General features: G+C 47.2%; 21 protein-coding genes. 15 read left to right on the forward strand and 6 right to left on the reverse strand.

The window, feature by feature from the left end; genetic code table 11:
- Positions 1-64: 64 nt before the first annotated feature.
- The 4 genes from ACY652_RS10735 to ACY652_RS10750 all read right to left on the reverse strand — a co-directional run bounded on the left by ACY652_RS10735 (position 65) and on the right by ACY652_RS10750 (position 3236).
- A complete protein-coding gene (locus tag ACY652_RS10735) occupies positions 65-799 on the reverse strand; it encodes a pyridoxine 5'-phosphate synthase (RefSeq protein ID WP_462264369.1) in 735 nt (244 codons plus the stop codon).
- A 521-nt stretch (positions 800-1320) separates the two neighbouring features.
- The gene (gene arsB / locus ACY652_RS10740) at positions 1321-2379 is read right to left on the reverse strand and encodes an ACR3 family arsenite efflux transporter (protein WP_462264370.1); all 1059 of its coding nucleotides are present in this window, start codon (positions 2377-2379) and stop codon (positions 1321-1323) included.
- Complete coding sequence (locus ACY652_RS10745) at positions 2376-2795, reverse strand: arsenate reductase ArsC (RefSeq protein WP_462264371.1); 420 nt, start codon at positions 2793-2795, stop codon at positions 2376-2378. The genes arsB and ACY652_RS10745 overlap by 4 nt, the downstream gene beginning before the upstream one ends.
- Before the next feature lie 111 nt (positions 2796-2906).
- Positions 2907-3236, reverse strand: coding sequence for an ArsR/SmtB family transcription factor (locus ACY652_RS10750; RefSeq protein ID WP_462264372.1), 330 nt, complete (start codon positions 3234-3236; stop codon positions 2907-2909).
- A gap of 74 nt (positions 3237-3310) precedes the next feature.
- On the opposite strand from ACY652_RS10750, the gene ACY652_RS10755 reads away from it, so the two are divergent.
- On the forward strand, positions 3311-3979 hold the full coding sequence (locus ACY652_RS10755; protein ID WP_462264373.1) for an NAD-dependent epimerase/dehydratase family protein: 669 nt from the start codon (positions 3311-3313) through the stop codon (positions 3977-3979).
- Positions 3980-4015: 36 nt separating this feature from the next.
- Here the strand turns inward: ACY652_RS10755 and ACY652_RS10760 are convergent, their stop codons facing one another.
- Together ACY652_RS10760 and ACY652_RS10765 are read right to left on the reverse strand one after the other, a co-directional pair.
- On the reverse strand, positions 4016-4156 hold the full coding sequence (locus tag ACY652_RS10760; protein ID WP_462264374.1) for a hypothetical protein: 141 nt from the start codon (positions 4154-4156) through the stop codon (positions 4016-4018).
- A 217-nt stretch (positions 4157-4373) separates the two neighbouring features.
- Positions 4374-6923, reverse strand: coding sequence for a DUF5686 and carboxypeptidase regulatory-like domain-containing protein (locus tag ACY652_RS10765; RefSeq protein ID WP_462264375.1), 2550 nt, complete (start codon positions 6921-6923; stop codon positions 4374-4376).
- A 123-nt stretch (positions 6924-7046) separates the two neighbouring features.
- Here ACY652_RS10765 and kbl point away from each other — a divergent pair, with 123 nt between their 5' ends.
- The 14 genes from kbl to bglX all read left to right on the forward strand — a co-directional run bounded on the left by kbl (position 7047) and on the right by bglX (position 20976).
- A complete protein-coding gene (gene kbl / locus ACY652_RS10770; protein ID WP_462268244.1) occupies positions 7047-8237 on the forward strand; it encodes a glycine C-acetyltransferase in 1191 nt (396 codons plus the stop codon).
- 44 nt (positions 8238-8281) lie between these two features.
- Positions 8282-8569 carry a DUF6364 family protein gene (locus ACY652_RS10775; RefSeq protein WP_462264376.1) on the forward strand — a complete coding sequence of 96 codons (288 nt, stop codon included), beginning with the start codon at positions 8282-8284 and terminating at the stop codon, positions 8567-8569.
- Complete coding sequence (locus tag ACY652_RS10780) at positions 8559-8978, forward strand: PIN domain-containing protein (RefSeq protein ID WP_462264377.1); 420 nt, start codon at positions 8559-8561, stop codon at positions 8976-8978. Before ACY652_RS10775 ends, ACY652_RS10780 begins: the two co-directional genes overlap by 11 nt.
- On the forward strand, positions 8979-10010 hold the full coding sequence (gene pheS, locus ACY652_RS10785; RefSeq protein ID WP_462264378.1) for a phenylalanine--tRNA ligase subunit alpha: 1032 nt from the start codon (positions 8979-8981) through the stop codon (positions 10008-10010).
- On the forward strand, positions 10007-10426 hold the full coding sequence (locus ACY652_RS10790; protein ID WP_462264379.1) for a Rieske (2Fe-2S) protein: 420 nt from the start codon (positions 10007-10009) through the stop codon (positions 10424-10426). The genes pheS and ACY652_RS10790 overlap by 4 nt, the downstream gene beginning before the upstream one ends.
- A 3-nt stretch (positions 10427-10429) precedes the next feature.
- Positions 10430-11011 carry a TetR/AcrR family transcriptional regulator gene (locus tag ACY652_RS10795; protein ID WP_462264380.1) on the forward strand — a complete coding sequence of 194 codons (582 nt, stop codon included), beginning with the start codon at positions 10430-10432 and terminating at the stop codon, positions 11009-11011.
- A gap of 69 nt (positions 11012-11080) precedes the next feature.
- Positions 11081-11698, forward strand: coding sequence for a hypothetical protein (locus ACY652_RS10800; RefSeq protein WP_462264381.1), 618 nt, complete (start codon positions 11081-11083; stop codon positions 11696-11698).
- The gene (locus ACY652_RS10805) at positions 11695-12000 is read left to right on the forward strand and encodes a winged helix-turn-helix domain-containing protein (RefSeq protein WP_462264382.1); all 306 of its coding nucleotides are present in this window, start codon (positions 11695-11697) and stop codon (positions 11998-12000) included. The genes ACY652_RS10800 and ACY652_RS10805 overlap by 4 nt, the downstream gene beginning before the upstream one ends.
- 51 nt (positions 12001-12051) lie before the next feature.
- A complete protein-coding gene (locus ACY652_RS10810) occupies positions 12052-12786 on the forward strand; it encodes a ferritin-like domain-containing protein (RefSeq protein WP_462264383.1) in 735 nt (244 codons plus the stop codon).
- Between the two features lie 56 nt (positions 12787-12842).
- Positions 12843-14156, forward strand: coding sequence for a cell envelope integrity protein CreD (gene creD, locus ACY652_RS10815; protein WP_462264384.1), 1314 nt, complete (start codon positions 12843-12845; stop codon positions 14154-14156).
- Between the two features lie 146 nt (positions 14157-14302).
- Positions 14303-15259, forward strand: coding sequence for an oxygen-dependent tRNA uridine(34) hydroxylase TrhO (gene trhO, locus ACY652_RS10820; RefSeq protein WP_462264385.1), 957 nt, complete (start codon positions 14303-14305; stop codon positions 15257-15259).
- Positions 15260-15653: 394 nt separating this feature from the next.
- Positions 15654-17171, forward strand: coding sequence for a GMC family oxidoreductase (locus ACY652_RS10825; RefSeq protein ID WP_462264386.1), 1518 nt, complete (start codon positions 15654-15656; stop codon positions 17169-17171).
- Positions 17172-17305: 134 nt separating this feature from the next.
- Positions 17306-18664, forward strand: coding sequence for a glucoamylase family protein (locus ACY652_RS10830; RefSeq protein WP_462264387.1), 1359 nt, complete (start codon positions 17306-17308; stop codon positions 18662-18664).
- Positions 18665-18690: 26 nt separating this feature from the next.
- On the forward strand, positions 18691-20976 hold the full coding sequence (bglX, locus tag ACY652_RS10835; RefSeq protein WP_462264388.1) for a beta-glucosidase BglX: 2286 nt from the start codon (positions 18691-18693) through the stop codon (positions 20974-20976).
- Positions 20977-20999 lie beyond the last annotated feature (23 nt).

Genomic DNA, 20999 nt, shown 5'->3' on the forward strand with positions numbered 1-20999 from the left:
GTAATTGTTTGAGGGCGGAGTAACAACCGCAACCTGAATAGTTACAGTGCTTTTACAAGCTGAATTACTGCTGATTCGGGTTCGCTGCTAACTGCCGCAAATACTGCTGAATGGTATTTTCCAGGCCATAATATAAGGCATCACAGATGAGCGCATGGCCAATACTTACCTCCTGCAGGCCGGGTACGCTGGCGGCAAAGTATTGCAGGTTCTCCAAATCAAGGTCGTGGCCGGCATTCAGGCCCAAACCCGCCCGTTGTGCCGCCAGGCCGGCCTGCACATAAGGTGCTGCAGCCAGTTCAAAGCCCTGGTGGTAATGGCTGGCGTAAGCCTCGGTGTACAGTTCCACGCGGTCGGTACCGGTTTCGGCAGCGGCCTCCACCATATCAATCAGCGGGTCAACAAACAGCGATACCCGGATGCCTTCCTTTTTAAAGGCGCCTACCATATCGGTGAGATAGCGGTTATGTTCTATGGTATTCCACCCGTGGTTAGAGGTAAGCTGCCCCTGTGCATCGGGCACTAAGGTTACCTGCGCCGGTTTTACGGCCAGCACCAGGTCAACAAACTTCTGCTCGGTGCAATTGCCTTCTATATTAAATTCGGTGGTGAGCACTTCCTTTAACCGGTATACATCCTCATAGCGGATATGGCGCTCATCGGGCCGGGGGTGCACAGTGATGCCCTGCGCTCCAAAGCGTTCGCAATCCAAAGCAGTCTTAATCAGATCGGGATTATTGCCGCCCCTTGCATTGCGCAGGGTAGCTATTTTATTGATATTTACAGACAAACGAACCATTACAGCAAAATTTATTTAAGAGCCAACTCAAAAGCTTTTGTAAGCCAAACATTGTTCGGCCCGAAATGATTTAAATGCGCAACATGAAACTTAAATTCCTGCTTCTGTTTATATAGTTAAGTTGCGCGGCTTTAGCAGTATGCGGTTCAACTGCTTATTTAAATATCTCTGCTTATCAGCTTACAGCTGATCTGTGCCCATCGCACCGCCCGCTGGACCGGCAGATACTTACTGCCCTGTTCGCTGAATTTGGCAAGGTGGAGCAGCCGGTGCCCATTGCGCTTTTGGTTACCGGTACCTGGATGTGGTAGTACCAGCAGGATAGGGCCTGGCTGGCTAAAGGGCAGCAACCTATGAACGGAGTATTGTACTGATACATGGCAATGGCAATGAGCCGGCAGGGGCGGAGTGTTTTATAAAACTGCTGCGTAACAAAAGCAAGGATATTACTAATAAGCAATGGCTGCTGTATGATTTACGCGAAACTGTGGACAGTGAGTTTGATAATGGTAGATTGATGATTAAGCATATCTTTTCTTAAACCAGAAAGCCACGTTCACTAAAGCGATCAATGCCGGAACCTCAACCAGGGGCCCGATCACACCTGCAAACGCCTGCCCGGAATTTATGCCAAACACACCTATCGCTACGGCAATAGCCAGCTCAAAATTATTTCCGGCAGCGGTAAAGGCGATAGCTGCGTTTTGCGCATAGTTGGCCCCTAAACGTTTGCCCAGCCAAAAGCTGATCACAAACATAAAGGCAAAGTAAATGACCAGCGGTATGGCAATGCGTACCACATCAAATGGAATCTGAACAATGAGCCGCCCTTTTAAACTAAACATCACTACAATGGTAAACAGCAAGGCAATAAGGGTAACAGGCGAAATAAACGGAATAAACTTTTGACTGAACCATTGCCTGCCATAAATCTTAATCAATACAAAACGGCTGATGATGCCGGCCGCAAACGGAATACCCAGGTAAATGCCCGCAGAGGTGGCAACAGCACTGATGCTTACCTTTACAGCCATACCCTTAAGCCCAAAGAGCGGAGGCAATACGGTGATAAATATATACGCATAAACGCTGTAAAGCAAAACCTGAAATACACTGTTTAAGGCAACCAGCCCTGCAGCATACTCCCGGCTACCTTCGGCCAGTTCATTCCACACCATCACCATGGCAATGCAGCGCGCCAGGCCGATCATGATTACGCCAACCATGTATTCCGGCTTGTCCTGTAAAAACAGGATAGCCAAAGCGAACATCAATACCGGGCCTATTACCCAGTTAAGCAGCAGCGATGCACTGAGTACTTTAGTGTTTTTAAACACCTTGCCCAAGCTCTCATAATTTACTTTTACCAACGGCGGGTACATCATCACTATCAGCCCGACAGCGATTGGCAAATTAGTAGCGCCGCTGGAGTAATGGTTGATATAACCGGTAACCGCGGGGGAAAAATAACCCAATGCAATGCCTGTACCCATAGCAAGGAATATCCACAGGGTAAGGTAGCGGTCTAAAAAACTGAGTTTTTTACGCTGATATACAGGGGCGCAGTTATTTACGCTCATATATTGATATGAGTTGCAACGAAGTGTTTTGAAAAGTCTTTGATCATATCCCTAACCTGCCTGAATGCCTGCATCACCTCACCGGCGTTACCTGTGGCCTTAGCCGGATCGGGAAAATCATGGTGGAAGCGCTGCACGTGACCCGGAAAAATAGGGCAGGCTTCGCTGGCATTGTCGCAAACGGTTATAACCATGTCGAATGGTATATGGGTATATTCGTCTGCAAGGGTAGAAGTTTGGGCTGAAATATCCATTCCATTTTCGGCCATTACTTGTATGGCCTTTGGGTTTACCCCATGCTTTTCAATACCCGCGCTGTATACCTTAGCTAAATTGCCGGCGAAGTACTGCAGATAGCCTTCAGCCATCTGGCTGCGGCAGCTATTGCCGGTGCAGAGTACAAGGATATTTTTCATGTAGTGATAAGGCAATAAAAATTACTGGTTAATTAAAGCTGTTTTAAAATGAAGGACCTCAGCATGACCTTGCTTTTATGTCGAAATACCTAACGTAATCAGTTAATTCCATTAGCAACAGCGCTTATGCCCTGTATACGACCCGAAAAAGATGCCCGATTCACTTTGCAACTGTTGCCAGGCTTGCGGTGCAATGCAATAGCAAACGCTTGTGCCTTCAATAGTACCCTGTATCAGTCCGGCGCTTTTGAGTTCTTTTAAGTGCTGCGATATGGTTGCCTGTGCCAGGCCCAGCTCATTTACCAAATCGCCGCAAATGCAGGCATTCGCTTGAATCAGGTGTTGGAGAATAGCAATACGTGCCGGGTGAGCCAGTGCTTTGAACAGGATAGCCAGCTCATTTTGCTTTTCGGTAAAGAAATCTTTTTTAGTAAGCCCCATAAATTAATCGCAATATTACGATAAACAAAAAGAGTAGCCAAGTGTAATGTAAACTTGGTTGTAGAATAACTGATATGAAGATAAGAGCCATAATTACAGGCGCTACCGGTATGGTAGGCGAAGGTGTACTGCACGAATGCCTGCAGCACCCGGATGTGGAGCAGGTATTGACAGTAAACCGCAAGCCTTACGGCGGCGGCCATCCCAAACTCAGGGAATTAATTGTTCCGGATCTCTTTAATCTGGAAGTGGTAAGCCATCAGCTGAGCGGCTACAATGCCTGCTTCTTCTGCGCAGGGGTTACCTCGGTTGGCAAAAATGAGGAAGAGTACCGCCGGCTAACCTATGATCTGACTTTAAACTTTGCCCAAACCCTGGTGCAGCTAAACCCAGATTTGACCTTTTGCTATATTTCGGGCGCTGGTACAAACAGTACCGAAAAAGGCGGCAGCATGTGGGCAAGAGTAAAAGGCAAAACTGAAAATGACCTGGCTAAGCTGCCTTTTAAGCAGGTATATAATTTCAGGCCGGGCATGATGAAACCTACGCCGGGCTTAAAGAACGTTTTGCCCATGTATAAGTATCTGGGTTGGTTATACCCTTTATTTCGTTTGATCATGCCCCGAATGACCGGCACCTTACGCGAAGTAGGTTTAGCCATGATCAATGTAGTACTTAAAGGTTACCCCAAAACTATTATAGAAGTAACAGATATTAAAGTACTGGCAGACAATCAGCAATAAACCTATGTAACCTGGCAGGAAATTCTATTCTTCAAATTATAGCTGCTGCTTGTCAAACAGGCGCAAAATAAAATTCCAAAAAGCTTCGGCTTGTTCAATCTCTATCAGCTGTTCTACCTCGGGTAATTCAAACTGTTCGTCAATCTGGTCTGAAAATTCAATTAATTCGCGGCTCATAGGTACCTCCTTAAATTTATTATGCTAACATAGTAAATATTATACCAAAAACCAAAACGGTATTATGATTTTTAATTTTTTGTAAAATGGTTAAGTATAAAAATGGTATAACAGCAACGCTTACAGCTTTACAACACAACAGCCGCTCAAAAAGCGGCTGTTGTGTTTTATTCAAAAATATTGGGTTGCATTATAGCTGCACCACACTATTGGATTGCTATTTGATACCGTAAAATATCCGGAAGCCCTGGGCAAATTTGGTGCCTGCACCGAAGGCTACGCCATAATCTACACGGAAGAAAAAGCGTTTGATACCAACGTAGCCCTCAATATAATTGTGGATGTTATTGTTCTGAAAATAACGATCATCTGTACGTATAGGGGCGTTGTTATTGGTTAAGTAATTTAACCCGGCAATGGTTTCAAGTTTCAGCCTTCTTACATAAGGTAACTGCCCAAGCAAAAACCCGGTAAAATTGTGCTCATAATGCGCTTCCAAAAAGCTGCGGTTGGCACTGTAGGCATAAAACGGCAGGTAATGAAAATTACCAATATCCGGATTAAACACAGTACCCTGGTTACCCAGGAAATGGTTATAATCCATAAATGAAAGTGCATTATGGTTCAGGAAACTGCCTACGCTTACCTTATAGCTGGAGTAGCCATACAGCCCGAAGTTGATCCGGTTCTGGTAAACAGTAGCGGATACAAAATCATAATCCACATCAGAGCCAACTACGTTATGAATACCCTTGCGATAAGTAAGCTGCAATACCGGTAACCTTGAAGGTTCGTAAAGCTTGCCTTCCGGGCGGGTCTGGTATTGCTGGTCGAAGGTGATGTTTACGGATGCTTTGAAGGTTAAGGCCTGGTTTTCGTCAAACACTTTACGCTCTACGTACGAGTCTAACGAAACTGGTGTGCCCCTGTAAACACCATCGGCGCCGAGGGCGCTGTTGGCGCGGTAGTCCCTGTCCTGGTAAAAGATACGGTTAAAAGAGGTATTGTATAATTGCTGGCGGTTGGCATAAGACAAACCACCATATACCACTACGCCGTTGGCAACCTCACGCTGCCAGCCAATCAGCCCGAATTGTGAGCGGTAATATTTAACATAGTTGTTACCATACAACAAGGTACTAACGGTGTTGAATGGTGCACTGCGGGTGCCAACATTACTTAAATCAAATACGTCGCTTCCGCCGCGCAGAAACCAGTATCCTTTGTGGTCCGGGTCATAATTAAAGCTGATACTTGCATTGGCATCAATCTTTTTCTCCGAGAAACCATAACGTACGGATGGGGTGATGCTGATACTTTGCCTGTTGTTAAACCCTTTCAGGTAAGTAAACTTGGGGTTAATGCTCCAGCCCTGTACGGTATTGTAATAGATGAGATCGTAAATCGGATTAATGTAAACAGAGGTACGGGTATCGCGGTTGTAATGCTGGTAGCCAAACGCAACATAGCGCAACGGCCTGAACTTATTACGTACGCCCTCAAGCGAGTCCATATACTCAGGGGTCGAGCGTATGGCCTCCACACTGTCTTTACGCCTGTAATCTCTGGTTTCAAGTGCCGTTAAAGGTACCGGCCGCGAATTATTCCAGTAGGCATTGGTTTTATAGTTGGCGTTGGTATCAATACGCAGCACTTCGCCATTAAAATACTTCGGGCCAAAATCAGGGTTAATGTTATAGTTGTTGTATACACCCAAATAATAACCTTTAAACTTAATTCCCAGGGCATCGCCATTAAAGGTGTACTGCGTAGTAAGCGGCAGCCAAACCGTATCACGTACCGGTACAAATTGCTGGGTAATATTTAAGGTATCTACAAAGTTGATGTTGGCCTGCTTGGTAATGTACATGTCCACGGCTGCTATGCGCCATTCATCCTTTACTATGTATACAAAGCCCCGGTAAGCCTGGTCATGCGCTTTGGTAGGCGTCACCAGTATTTTATAAATAGTGCTGCCTTCTTCAACAGAGGTGCCTACCAAACGGTAGCTGTAATGCTCCATAGCGTTATCAGCCACCGGTGAAATAAAAGCTTTCGGACTAACGCCGGCAATTATGGAGTAATTCTGGTAAAAATTATATTGCAGATCAGAAGCCCGGTTAAAGCTAAAAGCATTGCTTTGCCCGGCCACTTTAGAAGAAAGCATGACCTCCTTAATGTGGTTGGGCTGCTCAAAACTAAAGGTGGACAATGACTCAGACTGATACAAAACGCCCCGCCCATTGGTATCAATTTGCAAACGGCGGGTAAACGGGCGTAAAAACCTGTTCTTAGTCAGCACCTTGGGGGCGCTGATAAGGCGTTGTACCCCCTTAATGTATACCACACAAGAGTACTGCTTTACTTGGTTCAGAAAATGCTTCCGCCTGTTAATTACCTGCCGCATAATGCGGGCGCCGGGATTGGTGGTATCGCCATTTACAGTAACGGCCTGCAGTTGAAACGACTCCAGCCTGAGCTGCTCGTTCTGCACTACGTTTTGATTGCTTATGGTGATACGCTCGCGTTTTTCCAGGTAGCCTACGCTGCGGTAAACTACGGTGTAGGTACCCGGGTTTAGTTTAAACTGGTAACGGCCGTCTTCGTTAGCCGATGTACCATAGGTAGTATTGCTGATATAGATAGAGGCGTAGGAAACAGGCGCACGTCGGTTATCGGTAACACGGCCTGAAAGTAAAAATTGCCGCTGTGCAAAAACAGGGGCAGACGCAAAAATGATAAGGAGGAGCAGTAAATATTTCGACATAGATTTATATATATCGATACAGAACGTAAAATGTTTGTTTTATGGCGAATAAAATTCTATAAGCCATCTATATAGGGCTGATATGGCGGTTAATACCTATTTTTGCAGCTTAATCTGATTGCTATGTATGATACGCTGAAACCGGTTTTGCAGCAGGAGCTTGCTGCCATTGAAGATGCCGGATTATATAAAAAGGAACGCATCATCATCTCACCGCAGGGTGCTGATATTGAGGTGCAGAACGGGCAGGAAGTAATTAATTTCTGCGCCAACAACTACCTGGGCCTGTCTTCGAACCCTGAGGTTATTGAAGCGGCCAAAGAAGCAATGGATACACACGGGTATGGCTTATCATCCGTACGCTTTATTTGCGGCACGCAGGATATCCACAAAGAGCTGGAAAAAAAGTTGTCTGACTTTTTAGGTACTGAAGATACCATCTTATATGCAGCCGCCTTTGATGCCAACGGCGGTGTGTTCGAGCCACTGTTTAATGAGCAGGATGCCATTATTTCGGACGAACTGAACCATGCCTCTATTATTGACGGCATACGCTTGTGCAAGGCGCAACGCCACCGTTACAAGCACGATGACATGGCCGATCTGGAGGAAAAGCTGAAAGCTACGCAGGATTTACGCCACCGCATCATTGTTACCGACGGGGCCTTCTCTATGGATGGTACCATTGCCCAGTTAGACAAGATTTGTGACCTGGCCGATCAATATAAAGCGCTGGTAATGATTGATGAGAGCCACTGCTCCGGTTTTTTGGGTAAAACCGGCAGGGGTACGCATGAGCATCACCATGTAATGGGCCGTATTGATATTATTACCGGCACCCTGGGTAAGGCGCTGGGCGGCGCGTCCGGTGGTTTCACTTCGGGCCGCAAGGAGGTTATTGATATGCTGCGCCAGCGCTCAAGGCCATACCTGTTCTCTAACACCCTGGCCCCCGCCATTGCCGGTGCCTCTATTAAAGTGCTGGACATGCTGAGCCAAACCACTGGCCTCCGCGATAAGCTGGAGCACAATACCCAGTACTTCCGTGAAAAGATGACGGCAGCCGGTTTCGATATTAAGCCGGGCGTACACCCTATTGTACCTGTAATGCTGTATGATGCCAAACTGGCCCAGGAATTTGCCGCCCGTATGCTGAACGAAGGAATCTATGTCATCGGTTTCTACTACCCGGTAGTACCGCAGGGCAAGGCGCGCATTCGTGTGCAGATCTCTGCCGCACATGAGCAGGAGCATCTGGACAAGGCCATTGCTGCCTTTACCAAGGTAGGCAAGGAATTGGGCGTACTTAAATGATACGTATAAAATAATTATATTTGTACGTATAACGGGAGTTTGATATGGCCACATCAAAATTAACACTGAGCGTAGATACGGATATCATTGCTAAAGCAAAAAAGTATGCTGCCGCACATCAGGTAAGTATATCTAAGCTATTTTCTGATTTCATCAGCAAAACTGCGGGTAAGGAAGAAGTTGAGGAAGATGAGTTTTTGAAAAAGGTAAAGGCGATAAAGGTATCACCTGAGATTGAAAAAATTACAGGCATTTTAAAAGGCAAAGTACCAGACGACTTTGATTACGACCAAGCAAAATACGAATACTTTAAAGAGAAGTATGGCCTATAAAAATCTGTATGTAGATAGTGACATTATTCTTGACAGGTTACTTCAAAGAACGCCGTTTTATCACTATTCACAATTGTTGTTTCAAATAGGCGAAAACAAACAAGCGCAGCTTAACACATCAACACTTGTTATTGCAAATGTAAATTATGTTTTAAGCAAAAGTATTGGGAAAGTATTAGCAAAGGTTGGAATCAGGGACACGGTTGAGCGGTTAAATATTTTATCTTTTGAGCCGGATGCTATCAGTGCGGCCTTAGAAAGCGATTTTACAGATTTTGAGGATTCCTTACAGCATTTTATTGCTGCAAAATATCATTGTGATGCTATTATTACCCGGAATATAAAAGATTACAAGAGATCAAATATTCCTGTACTCACTGCCGAGCAATACCTAAGAACCATACTATAAATGCAAACGCAAATCGATCAATATACCGCAGAAGTAAATGCCTTTCATCCGGCCAATGCCGATGAGCTGGAAGCCTTCCGCATTAAATATTTGGGCACCAAGGGGCTGATTAAAGACCTGTTCGAGCAGTTTAAGAGTACCACGCCTGAGGAAAAACGCACCTTAGGCAAGGTGCTTAACCAGTTTAAGCAGCTTACCGAGGCACGGTACAATGAATTGAAGGAAAGATTTGAATCGGAAGTTTCAAATTCGAAATCCGATATCGACCTGACCCTGCCCGGCGAGGGCTTTACCGTTGGCTCGCGCCATCCGCTGCAACTGGTGCGCAACGAGATCATCGACATTTTTAAACGCCTGGGCTTTGTGGTGGCCGAAGACCGCGAGATTGAGGACGACCGCCACAATTTCTCTGCCCTAAACTTCCCGCCCGAGCATCCGGCCAGGGATATGCAGGATACTTTCTTTATTGAAAAGAACGGCCATAATGATGTTGCCCTGCGTACCCACACCTCATCGGTACAGGTGCGTATGATGGAGCAGGGGCAGCCGCCGTTCAGGGCCATTATGCCGGGGCGGGTATACCGCAATGAAGCCATCTCGGCTCGTGCCCATTGCTTTTTCCATCAGGTGGAAGGCTTATATGTGGATGAAAACGTATCATTTGCTGATCTAAAGCAAACCCTTTTCCACTTCGTGCAGGAACTTTATGGTGATGGCACGCAGGTACGTTTCCGGCCATCCTATTTTCCTTTTACCGAGCCTTCGGCCGAAATGGATATTTCCTGCACTATTTGTAAAGGCGCAGGCTGTAACATGTGCAAGTACAGTGGTTGGGTAGAAATTTTAGGCTGCGGTATGGTAGACCCTAATGTATTGGAGAATTGCGGTATCGACAGTGAAAAATACACCGGCTTTGCCTTTGGTATGGGTATCGAGCGCATTACCAACCTGAAATATGTGATACGTGATTTGCGCCTGTTCTCTGAAAACGATGTACGCTTCCTGCGGCAGTTTAAAACGGAAGTGATATGAGGATAAAGATAGCTGCCGTTATTATACTGATGTTGGGTTTGGTATCGTGCGGAAAAGATGATGGCAGCTATGTACCTGCAGTGAATGTGAACTTTCAGTTGCCCCTTACCGACCCGCGGGTAAGTAAGCTGAATGCCATTGGCGGTGCGGTAACCGTAGAGGGTTATGGCGTGGCCGGACTGGTAATTTATCACCGGCCCGATAATACGTATGCCGCTTTCGACCGTTGCAGCAGCTACAACCCGCAAAATAAGTGTGCCGTAAAACTGGATGACAGCGGGCTTGAACTGACTGACCCCTGCAGCGGCGCCAAATTTTCGGTGTCCGATGGGTCGCCGGTGAAAGCGCCGGCCACAAAATCATTAAAGGCCTATAATGCTTATGTGTATAATTTTCAGATATTTGTGACGAACTAAAGCATGGATACCGATATTACAAGGGAAACAATTAAGCGTGCGTCGCAGGAGCTGTTCCGTAAATTCGGTTATCATAAAACCAGCGTTAACGAAATTGCCAAAAAGGCCAGAATAGCCAAGGCCACCATCTACAAATATTTCAACAGTAAGGAAGATGTGCTGCACGCCCTGCTGATGGATTACATCCGCGTAAGTGTAAATGAGCTGGTAGAGGGCAACAGCCCGGTGCTGGATGAGGAAACACATCTCTCTAACCTGATCATGAAAACCAGCCGCCTGTCATACACCGTGTGCAACGAATTTATCGGCTGGGACTTTATACGCGAATCCGCCAACTCACAGGATTTCTTAAAAAATTTATCAAACGAACTGGAAGATTTGCTGGTTGCTTCTTTTACCCGGCTGGGCAACATCCGCAAGCAGGATAGTTATTACCAGCGGCTGCGCTTTCTCATTAAATGCAGCAAAAGCATTGTATTCAGTTTTGCCTTTACATCGGTAAGTGATGCTGACGTGCGCAAAAACTTTGTATCGTTCCAAAAAGAAATATTACCCTATCTGGTAAAGGCGGCGCTTACCGCTTAAAAATATAAAGCAGTAAAAACTTGCTTTCAAATTATTTGTAACTAACTTTGAAAAGCAAAGCACTTTATAATGAAAGATCAATTGCAGGATGACCTGAGTTCTATCCGCTCCCTGATGGAACGCTCTACCAAGTTTATATCTTTAAGCGGGCTATCGGGCGTGCTGGCAGGTATTTACGCCTTAACAGGCGCCTTTATAGCTTACGGCACGGTATACAATGATTATGGCTTTTTCGGTTACCGCAATTTTTATGTACCTAACCACCAGATATTGCAACGGCTGGTTACCGTTGCCATAATGGTACTGGTAGCTTCATTGGCTACAGGCGTTGCCCTTACCTACCGCAAGGCCAGGCGCAACGGGCAGCACATCTGGAACCCGGCCAGCCGGCAACTGCTTTTTTACTTGGCCATACCTTTATTAGCCGGTGGTTTATTTACGCTGATCTTACTGAGCAGGGGATATTACGGTATTATTGCGCCGGCCATGCTGCTGTTTTATGGCCTTAGCCTTATTAGCGGCAGCAATTTTACTTATATAGAGGTGCGCTATTTAGGTATATCTGAAATTGTATTAGGTTTGCTGGCGGCCTGCCTGCCGGGCTATGGCCTTATCTTTTGGGCATTGGGCTTTGGTGTATTGCATATTGCCTATGGGCTTAGCATGTATTTAAAATATGAGCGGTGAAGATACCTTTTGAACAATTAGATAAAGCGTTTGAAAACCGCATCAGGCTGCAGATTATGAGTGTGCTGATGGTGAACGAGCGTTATGATTTCAATTCATTGAAGGAACTGCTGGGCGTAACTGATGGTAACCTGGCCTCGCACCTGAAAGGTTTGGAAAAGGAAGAGTACATCACCGTAAATAAGTCTTTTTTAGGGCGTAAACCCAATACTAACTATTCGGCCTCCGAAAAAGGCAGGAAGGCGTTTCAACAGCATTTAGCGGCTTTAGAACAATTGATCAGGCAGCAAAAGGAGCAATAAAAATTTTTGTATAATAACTTTGAAATTCAGAGTACTTTTAATTAATTAAATATGCACAGCAGTAACTACTGGCTGGGGCACTTCAAGGCAAGTGCCACCCAGCAACGAATTGATTGGGAAACACCACCCGATGTATTGTACGAAGAGATTAAAACCATAACTACCTCCATGCAGGCCTGGCAGTTGGGCGAAACTTTGGACGACAGGCGGCTCATTGCAGCATCGGCCCGTTATGCCGGTCAAATCAATGATCCGGTTTATGCAGAGGTGATAAAGCTGTTTATTAAAGAGGAGCAAAGGCATGGTGAAAATCTGGGCCGCTACCTGGATGCCATCGGGCAGCCCCGTACCAGGAAAACTTGGGGCGACAGCGTGTTCAGGTTCGTTCGCCACCTTACACCGGGTATGGAAGCTTTTACGCTGGCGGTGCTTACTGCCGAAAGCTTTGCCCAAATCTATTACCAGGCGCTGAAAGAAGCCACCGGTTGCCCGCTGCTCAAAAATATCTGCACTGATATTCTAATCGACGAAGCCTTTCACATCACCTTCCAAACCGAGCGCATGGCGCTTATTTATGCACAAAAGGGCAGCTTCGGCAAATTTTGGCGCAGGCAGGTTTACCATGCCTTCTTTTATGCTACGGCTGTAGTGATATGGCTGGCCCACCAGAAAGTACTAAAAGCCGGTGGCTGCCAGTGGAATGATTTTCTCCGTAAAGCCGATAGTAAATACCACAAAACTATTAAGCGTGCCACCTTGCTGCCGGCCTTCCGGTTTGCTTGTTGAATTTTTTTATTCATCTACTTTGAAATTCAAAGTTCAAAACACACAACTTATATCAAATGGAACCAGAAAACTCACACCCGCCACTTAAAAACACCAATGCACTAATCATTAAACTTTGTGTAATTACCGCCCTTATCCTGCTGCTGCTCATTCCTTCCTCATGGATACAAAGTATGATTGATGAACGTGAAAGCGCACTGCAGGCTACGCAGCACAATACCGCCAACCGGTGGTCGGCCAGTCAAACGCTGCGGGGGCCGGTGCTGGTAATCCCTTATACTGAGCTTGATGGTAAAGTCAATGCACAGCAGCAACTGTTCGTGCTGCCCGAAAACCTGAACATTAGGGCCAGCGTAAAAACCAAATTGTTTCACCGCGGAATAATGGATGCCACCGTATATCAGTCCAAAATACAGGTAAGCGGCAACTTTTTACGGTCGGCGCTGGCGCAAAGCGGCATTAAGCCCGGAAACTTTCAAACCGACAAAGCCTATATCACTTTCGGGCTAACCGATTTAAAAGGGTTAAAAAGCAATCCGGTAATTGAACTGCCGGGGCAGCGGGTTGCCGTGCAGCCCATATTTAACGAGCATGCACTGTTTGATAGCGGTTTGCAGGCCGGCATCCGCCTGCCCGATGCCGAAAATATCCCCTTTAACTTTACGCTTGACTTAAACGGCAGCGAAGCGCTAAACTTTCTGCACACCGGCAAAACCACTGATGTTACCATTAACAGCGACTGGAAAAGCCCCAATTATGGCGGGTATTATTTGCCCGACAGCCATAGTGCCGATAGCAGCGGCTCCACCGCCCATTGGCGCATATTGTACTATAAACGCCCTTTTCCGCAGCAATGGACCAATAACAATACCTTGCTGAGCGGTGATAAGGCAGATAGCGAAGCCCTGTTTGGGGTTAAGTTTCGGCTTCCGGTGGACCAGTACCGTAAAACCATGCGCACCACCAAGTACTCATCGCTCATTATCCTGCTCACCTTTGTTTCGCTGTTTTTAACCGAACTTATCCGCCGGCAAAATATTCATGTGTTTAATTATATACTCATAGGCGCAGCCATGGTAATATATTATACGCTGCTCTTGTCCTTCGCTGAGCACATCGGGTATGACTGGGCTTACCTCATTTCCTCTGTGGCTACCATCAGCCTGATCGCCTGGTTTACTGCCTCATTAATGCACAACCGGTCGGTAGCGGTATTATTTGGGGGGATACTTGCCTTCTTTTACGGCTTTATCTACGTCATCATCCAGTTAGAGGAATTATCGCTGCTGATGGGCAGTATCGCCCTGTTCTTTATTGTAGCCGCGCTAATGTATTTCTCCAGAAAGATCAACTGGGAGCGGCATTACTAATGGTTGGTAATATTAGTTATCAGTAAAAATTACTATGCGAATGTACAGTGTCAATGTTCACCTGTACATTCGCATCTCTGCATATTTGTACATTTTCATTATCTTTGCCGTTCATTTCACGCTGTTTGCAGCAGTATCAATGTTTTATGGCAAACTATCAAACCCTGCTTTACTACTGCTATACCACTATAGCCGAGGCTGAACAATTTGCAGCCGATCATCTTAAATTCTGTAAAAGCCTGAACTTAACCGGGCGCATCATCGTAGCCGGCGAAGGCCTGAACGGTACCGTTTCGGGTATTGCCGAAAGCTGCCGGGCCTATATGGATGCGGTTAAGGCCGACAGTCGTTTTAATACCCTGGAGTTTAAAATCGACGAGGTGGACGAGCCTTCCTTTGTAAAGATGCACGTGCGCTACAAGTCCGAAATTGTACACTCCGGCCTGCGCAATCCGCACATCATCAATCCGCAGCAGCAAACCGGCAAGCACCTGGAGCCTGCCGAGTTTATGGCAATGAAGGATGATGAAGATGTAATTATACTGGATGTGCGCTCTGATTATGAGCATTCGGTAGGCCGATTCAAAAACGCGGTAACGCTGGACATTGAGAACTTTCGCGATTTTCCTTCTAAAATTAACGAACTGGCTCAGTTTAAAGATAAAAAGATATTAACCTATTGCACCGGCGGCATCAAATGCGAAAAGGCATCAGCCCTGCTATTGCACGAAGGCTTTGAGAATGTATACCAGCTGCATGGCGGCATCATTAAATACGGCAAAGAAGCGGGAGGTAAGGATTTTGACGGCAAATGCTATGTATTCGATAACCGTTTAACGGTAGATGTGAACCAGGTAAACCCCACCATAATTTCCACCTGCTTTAACTGCGGTGCCACTACCGATAAGATGATCAACTGCGCCAACCCGGAATGCAACGAGCACTTTACCCAGTGCCAGGCCTGCGGCTGGCAAATGGACGGCTGCTGCAGTGATGCCTGCCAAACGCATCCGCGCAAGCGCGTGTATGATGGTACCGGTTACTATGTAAAGGTGCCGCAGCCGGTGGGTAAACTGAAACTGACTGAATTATCAGCGGAATAACAGCTTATTTTAATCAATATATAAACAAAACCTGCTGTAACCGGCGGGTTTTGTTTTTTATAAAAACAAACGCCTATATTAGCCATATCAATATAAAGAAATTATAACTGCTTGTGCAGCAGGTTTTTTCATTAAAAAGTGGTATGCTTTCCTTTACAAGAAGATACTGAAAGCGTTTACAAGGACTTACATCAAAAAATCAAGTTGTTTACATTGGTAACTTCATCTTTACTTTTTTAGAAGCCTTTATTTCTTTTATACCTAAATGTTAAACAGCTTCTGTATCATGGTCGCATTAAACATGTATAATGATATGAATCCAAGACGGGCAGCTATTAACGATACAGCGCGATAAGAGCATTTGCAGGCAGAAAGATTTTGGGTTAAACACGATATGATAAAAGAATACGATATCATTATTATCGGCGCTGGTACAGCCGGGTGCGTACTGGCGGGCTGTTTGAGTGAAATAGCCAATAAATCTGTTTTATTGATCGAAGCCGGTCATGCGTATCCTGCCCGGGAATTCCCTGCTTCACTGACCAGCCCAAGCCGGATTGGAATTGAGCCGGTAACCACATGGGGTTACCAAAGCGTTCCGGGAAGGACTGCACACAGCATTGCAGCTTATGCCGGCAAGGTAGTCGGCGGCGGATCGGCAATCAATGCCGGAATCGCACGCAGGGGGCTTTCGTCAGACTTTGCACGATGGGAGCAGCATGGACTGCCAGACTGGTCTTACAAAAACGTATTGGAAATTTATAAGTCTTTAGAAAATACAACTACCGGCTCCGATGACTGGCATGGGAGGCACGGGACATGGCCGGTTACCCAGTTTGCGGTAGAAGAGCTCACCCCGCCTGTTAGGGCTTATATCAACGCCGCTATAAATTGCGGATTTAAACCCGTCGAAGATTTTAATGCCGGGTTTCCGGACGGCGTTGGTGCCGAAGTTAAGAACATCCGGAACGGTATACGCTATAATACAGGGATGCTTTACCTGAATGACGAAGTGCGCAGTCGCCCCAACTTTGACCTTTTAGCCGATACGGAAGTAGATAAGATTTTATTTACAGGCAATTGCGCAAGTCATGTGGTACTTACCTCAGGTCAGCTTTTGGCCGGCCGGGAAATTTTCCTTTCGGCAGGCGTTTATGGCAGCCCCGCTATTCTACTACGGTCAGGCATTGGCCCTGCCGAACACCTTGAGGCCTTAGGTATCCCGGTGGTGCAAGATTTGCCGGTGGGTAAACAACTTTATGATCAGCCGATGTACACCTTAACGTATCTGCTTAAAAAAGATGCGGGTGATCAGCCTGCGGGTGGCAGCGGGCTATTATGGACTGCTTCATCCATTGCAGGAAAAGATGAGCTTGATCTGCAATTGTCGATTTCCGTTCAGCCGGATTTTGACAGTTCCGGGCAGCGCGTGCGGTTACTGAGGATTTGGGCAAGTGTGGTTAATCCGCGGTCTGCCGGCAATGTTATGCTTAAAAGCGCAGAGCCGTTGGTTACGCCGCGCATTGATTACAATTTATTAGCTGAAGAGGAGGATGGCAAACGTTTGCTGGAGATTGTTAAAATTGCCCGCCGCATTGCGTTTAGTGAGCCTTTTTCCGCTATGGTAGAACAGGAACTGCAACCCGGGCCAAACTACCAGACTGACGGGGAGCTAATGAATGCCATAGCAGCCGGCCTGCAAACCTTTTATCATGGCACTTCAACCGTTCCTATGGGGGGTCAGGCAGGCGGGGCAGCCGTAGTCAACTCATCCGGTCAGGTTTACGGTATTGCAAATTTACGGGTGGTGGATGCTTCCATATTCCCTGCTCCGGTATCTGCCCCCACCAATTTAACAACCATCATGGTGGCGGAAAAGATTGCCATGTCATTTAAAGCTGCAACAACTTAATAAGGCTTTTTCCTTACTCGGGTGTAGCACAATTCATCATGGTTATATTTGCCTGGCCGCTCAGATTACTTTCTTTTTCAGTAGTCTTTATTCCCTTATGATAAAATACCAGACAGCTTCTTAGTTATAGCCTGATGAATAAAATATGGTGTGCGTTAATTGGTATGATGCTGTGCTTCAATGCCTTTGGTCAGCCTGAAAGCAAGAAAATTGCCGCTGATGGCATAAAGCCGGTGGGTATCATCAGAAACCTGACCGACAGCGCCCTGCTGGATGTGGTGCAGCGGCAAACTTTCCGCTACTTTTGGGATTTCGGGCACCCGGTGAGCGGGCTGGCCCGCGAGCGCAGCAACCGTTCTTTTGATTATGGCGATGAGGTAGTTACCACCGGCGGCTCCGGCTTTGGGGTAATGGGTATAATTGTGGCCGTAAACCGCCACTGGATCACCCGCCAGCAAGGCATTGACCGGCTGGACAAGATGGTAAACTTTTTATGGAAAGCCGATGCCTTTCACGGCGCTTACCCGCACTGGCTCAATGGCAATACCGGCAAGGTAATCCGCTTCGGGCGCAAGGATGACGGGGCCGATCTGGTAGAAACGGCTTACCTGATGCAGGGCATGCTTACCGCCCGGCAATATTTTAACGGCAACACGCCAAAGGAGAACAACATCCGCAACAAAATCAACTGGATGTGGGGCGAACTGGAGTGGGACTGGTTTACCCAGGGCGGCCGCGAAGTGCTGTACTGGCACTGGAGCCCCAACAACGGCTGGGCCATGAACTTTCCGGTGCATGGCTATAATGAGTGCCTTATTATGTATGTGCTGGCCGCCTCGGCCGAACGTTACCCGGTAAGTGCCGAAGTATACCACCGGGGATGGGCGCAAAGCAGTTTCTTTAAGAACGGCAAAACTTATTACGGCCATGTGCTGCCTTTAGGCTTTGATTATGGCGGCCCGTTATTTTTTTCGCAATACTCATTTTTGGGCCTTAACCCCAAAGGGTTAAAAGATCAGTATGCCGATTACTGGGAGCAAAATGTAAACCATACGCTCATCAATCATGATTACTGCGTGGAAAACCCGAAACATTTTAACGGTTACGGGCCGGATAGCTGGGGCCTAACGGCCAGTGATGTAAAGGATGGCTATGATGCCAGCTCACCCACAAATGACCAGGGTAACATTGCGCCTACGGCCGCCTTGTCCGCCTTTCCGTATACGCCCGAATATTCTATGAAGGCGCTACGCCATTTTTATTATGATTTAGGCGACAAGATTTGGGGCGAATATGGCTTTACCGATGCCTTTAACGAAAGCCAGCACTGGTATGCTTCCTCTTATCTGGCTATTGACCAGGGGCCCATTATTGTAATGATTGAAAACTACCGCACCGGTTTACTCTGGAAGCTATTCATGAGCTGCCCCGAAGTGCAGGGCGGACTCAAAAAGTTAGGCTTCACCAGCCCGGCTTTGGCAAATAATAAATAGATTTGACCATCAACCCGTTATAAGCAATGAAATATAAGAAGATAGCTGCGTTTGCTGTGGCCGCAGTACTAACCACCCCGGCAATGGCGCAACCCAAACCAGCGGCTGCCGATGCCAGAATGAACCAGTTTGTGGGCAACTTGCTAAAGCAGATGACGCTGGACGAAAAGATAGGCCAGCTGGTACAATACACCAGCGACATGGCGGTTACCGGCCCATCGGTTAACGCCAAATACAAAGAGGATATTCAGCATGGTATGGTAGGCTCTATCTTTAACGCCTATACCCCGGCGTTTACCCGCCAGCTGCAGGAAATGGCGGTGAAGGGCAGTCGCCTGCATATCCCGCTGCTGTTTGGTTACGATGTAATTCATGGGCATAAAACGATATTCCCGATCCCGCTGGGCGAAACCTCAAGCTGGGATTTGGGCCTGATGCAAAAAAGCGCGGGTGTGGCTGCTGCCGAAGCTTCGGCCGACGGCCTGCACTGGACGTTTGCCCCGATGGTAGACATTGCCCGCGACCCGCGCTGGGGCCGTGTGGCCGAAGGCGCCGGCGAAGATACCTGGCTGGGCGAGCAGATTGCCAAAGCCCGCGTTAAGGGTTTTCAGGGTGATAGCTACGATAAGGCGAATACCATTTTAGCCTGCGTGAAACACTTTGCCGCCTATGGCGCTGCGGTTGCCGGGCGCGATTATAATACGGTAGATATGAGCCGCCGCCAGTTGATTGAAACTTACCTGCCGCCTTACAAGGCAGGGCTGGATGCCGGGGCTGCTACCTTCATGACCTCCTTTAATGAGATTGACGGCACGCCATCTACTGCCAACGCCTGGCTGGTGAATGATTTGCTGCGCAAGCAGTGGGGCTTTAAGGGCTTTGTAGTAACCGATTATACCGCCATCAATGAAATGCTGAATCACGGTAATGTGGCTAACCCGAAAGAAGCAGGCGAGGCCGCTATCAACGCCGGCATCGATATGGATATGCAGGGCGGCATATTTCAGAATAACCTGAAAGCTTCGGTAGCGCAGGGCAAGGTATCAGTAAAAACCATTGATGATGCTTGTCGCCGTATTTTAGAAGCTAAGTATAAGCTGGGCTTGTTTACCGATCCCTATAAATTCAGTAACGAGCAGCGTGCCCAGGCCGAAATTATGAGCGCCGCCAATTTGGAAACCGCCCGTGATGCCGAACGTAAATCCATTGTACTGCTCAAAAATTATCAGCAGGTGCTGCCGTTGAAAAAATCGGGTACCATTGCTTTGATAGGTCCGCTGGCCGACAGCAAGCGCGATATGATTGGCAACTGGAGCGGTGCCGGTGATCCGCAAAAGGCAGTTACCTTGCTGGAAGGTATGAAAAGCGTAGCCGGCAATGCAACCACCATTACCTATGCCAAAGGGGCTAACTTAAGCGATAACGCCGACTTAATGCGCCAGCTAAATGAGCAGGGTGGCAACCTGAGCAGCGACAATGCGGATAACCTGCTGAAGGAGGCTATGAAGGTAGCCGACAAGGCCGATGTAATTGTATTGGCCGTTGGCGAATCGCAGGGCATGACGGGCGAAGCCGCCAGCCGTACCGATATCAGCATACCGGAAAGCCAGCAGCGTTTAATGCGCGAAATTTATACTTTGCACAAGCCGGTGGTACTGGTACTGATGAATGGCCGCCCGCTAACCTTAGAGTGGGAAGAGGCGCACTTTCCGGCACTGCTGGAAACCTGGTTTGGGGGCACCCAGGCCGGTAATGCCATTGCCGATGTATTGTTTGGCAACTACAACCCCGCCGGTAAACTTACCATGAGCTTCCCGCGTAATGTGGGCCAGATACCGGTTTTTTACAGCGCTAAAAATACCGGTCGCCCGGCAGATCCGCGCAACAAGTATTCGTCCAAGTACCTGGATTCGCCTAATGATCCGTTGTACCCGTTTGGCTATGGTTTGAGTTATACCACGTTTACCTATGGCCGCCCGCAGATTGATAAAAAGACAATTAAAGCCACCGATAAGCTGAATGTAACGGTTACTGTAACCAACACCGGCAATTATGATGGCGAAGAAGTGGTGCAGTTGTACATCAGGGATATGGTCGGCTCGGTAACCCGGCCGCTTAAGCAGCTACGCGGCTTTCAAAAAGTGTTCCTGCGCAAAGGCGAATCCAAGGACGTACACTTTACCATCACCAATGAGGATTTGAAGTTTTACGACATCCGCATGAAATACACCAGCGAGCCCGGCGATTTCAAAGTGTTCACCGGCCCAAACTCGCGCGATACACAGGAGCAGGATTTCAAGCTGGTTTTATAGCTTAGTTATTTAAATATATTCCT

The organism is Mucilaginibacter sp., from assembly GCF_965200995.1.
Lineage (GTDB): Bacteria > Bacteroidota > Bacteroidia > Sphingobacteriales > Sphingobacteriaceae > Mucilaginibacter.

What these genes read in the sequence shown, in the direction of transcription:
- ACY652_RS10735 (WP_462264369.1), bottom strand. Translation starts at nt 799, where the DNA reads ATGGTTCGTTTGTCTGTAAATATCAATAAAATAGCTACCCTGCGCAAT.
- arsB (WP_462264370.1), bottom strand. Translation starts at nt 2,379, where the DNA reads ATGAGCGTAAATAACTGCGCCCCTGTATATCAGCGTAAAAAACTCAGT.
- ACY652_RS10745 (WP_462264371.1), bottom strand. Translation starts at nt 2,795, where the DNA reads ATGAAAAATATCCTTGTACTCTGCACCGGCAATAGCTGCCGCAGCCAG.
- ACY652_RS10750 (WP_462264372.1), bottom strand. Translation starts at nt 3,236, where the DNA reads ATGGGGCTTACTAAAAAAGATTTCTTTACCGAAAAGCAAAATGAGCTG.
- ACY652_RS10755 (WP_462264373.1), top strand. Translation starts at nt 3,311, where the DNA reads ATGAAGATAAGAGCCATAATTACAGGCGCTACCGGTATGGTAGGCGAA.
- ACY652_RS10760 (WP_462264374.1), bottom strand. Translation starts at nt 4,156, where the DNA reads ATGAGCCGCGAATTAATTGAATTTTCAGACCAGATTGACGAACAGTTT.
- ACY652_RS10765 (WP_462264375.1), bottom strand. Translation starts at nt 6,923, where the DNA reads ATGTCGAAATATTTACTGCTCCTCCTTATCATTTTTGCGTCTGCCCCT.
- kbl (WP_462268244.1), top strand. Translation starts at nt 7,047, where the DNA reads ATGTATGATACGCTGAAACCGGTTTTGCAGCAGGAGCTTGCTGCCATT.
- ACY652_RS10775 (WP_462264376.1), top strand. Translation starts at nt 8,282, where the DNA reads ATGGCCACATCAAAATTAACACTGAGCGTAGATACGGATATCATTGCT.
- ACY652_RS10780 (WP_462264377.1), top strand. Translation starts at nt 8,559, where the DNA reads ATGGCCTATAAAAATCTGTATGTAGATAGTGACATTATTCTTGACAGG.
- pheS (WP_462264378.1), top strand. Translation starts at nt 8,979, where the DNA reads ATGCAAACGCAAATCGATCAATATACCGCAGAAGTAAATGCCTTTCAT.
- ACY652_RS10790 (WP_462264379.1), top strand. Translation starts at nt 10,007, where the DNA reads ATGAGGATAAAGATAGCTGCCGTTATTATACTGATGTTGGGTTTGGTA.
- ACY652_RS10795 (WP_462264380.1), top strand. Translation starts at nt 10,430, where the DNA reads ATGGATACCGATATTACAAGGGAAACAATTAAGCGTGCGTCGCAGGAG.
- ACY652_RS10800 (WP_462264381.1), top strand. Translation starts at nt 11,081, where the DNA reads ATGAAAGATCAATTGCAGGATGACCTGAGTTCTATCCGCTCCCTGATG.
- ACY652_RS10810 (WP_462264383.1), top strand. Translation starts at nt 12,052, where the DNA reads ATGCACAGCAGTAACTACTGGCTGGGGCACTTCAAGGCAAGTGCCACC.
- creD (WP_462264384.1), top strand. Translation starts at nt 12,843, where the DNA reads ATGGAACCAGAAAACTCACACCCGCCACTTAAAAACACCAATGCACTA.
- trhO (WP_462264385.1), top strand. Translation starts at nt 14,303, where the DNA reads ATGGCAAACTATCAAACCCTGCTTTACTACTGCTATACCACTATAGCC.
- ACY652_RS10825 (WP_462264386.1), top strand. Translation starts at nt 15,654, where the DNA reads ATGATAAAAGAATACGATATCATTATTATCGGCGCTGGTACAGCCGGG.
- ACY652_RS10830 (WP_462264387.1), top strand. Translation starts at nt 17,306, where the DNA reads ATGAATAAAATATGGTGTGCGTTAATTGGTATGATGCTGTGCTTCAAT.
- bglX (WP_462264388.1), top strand. Translation starts at nt 18,691, where the DNA reads ATGAAATATAAGAAGATAGCTGCGTTTGCTGTGGCCGCAGTACTAACC.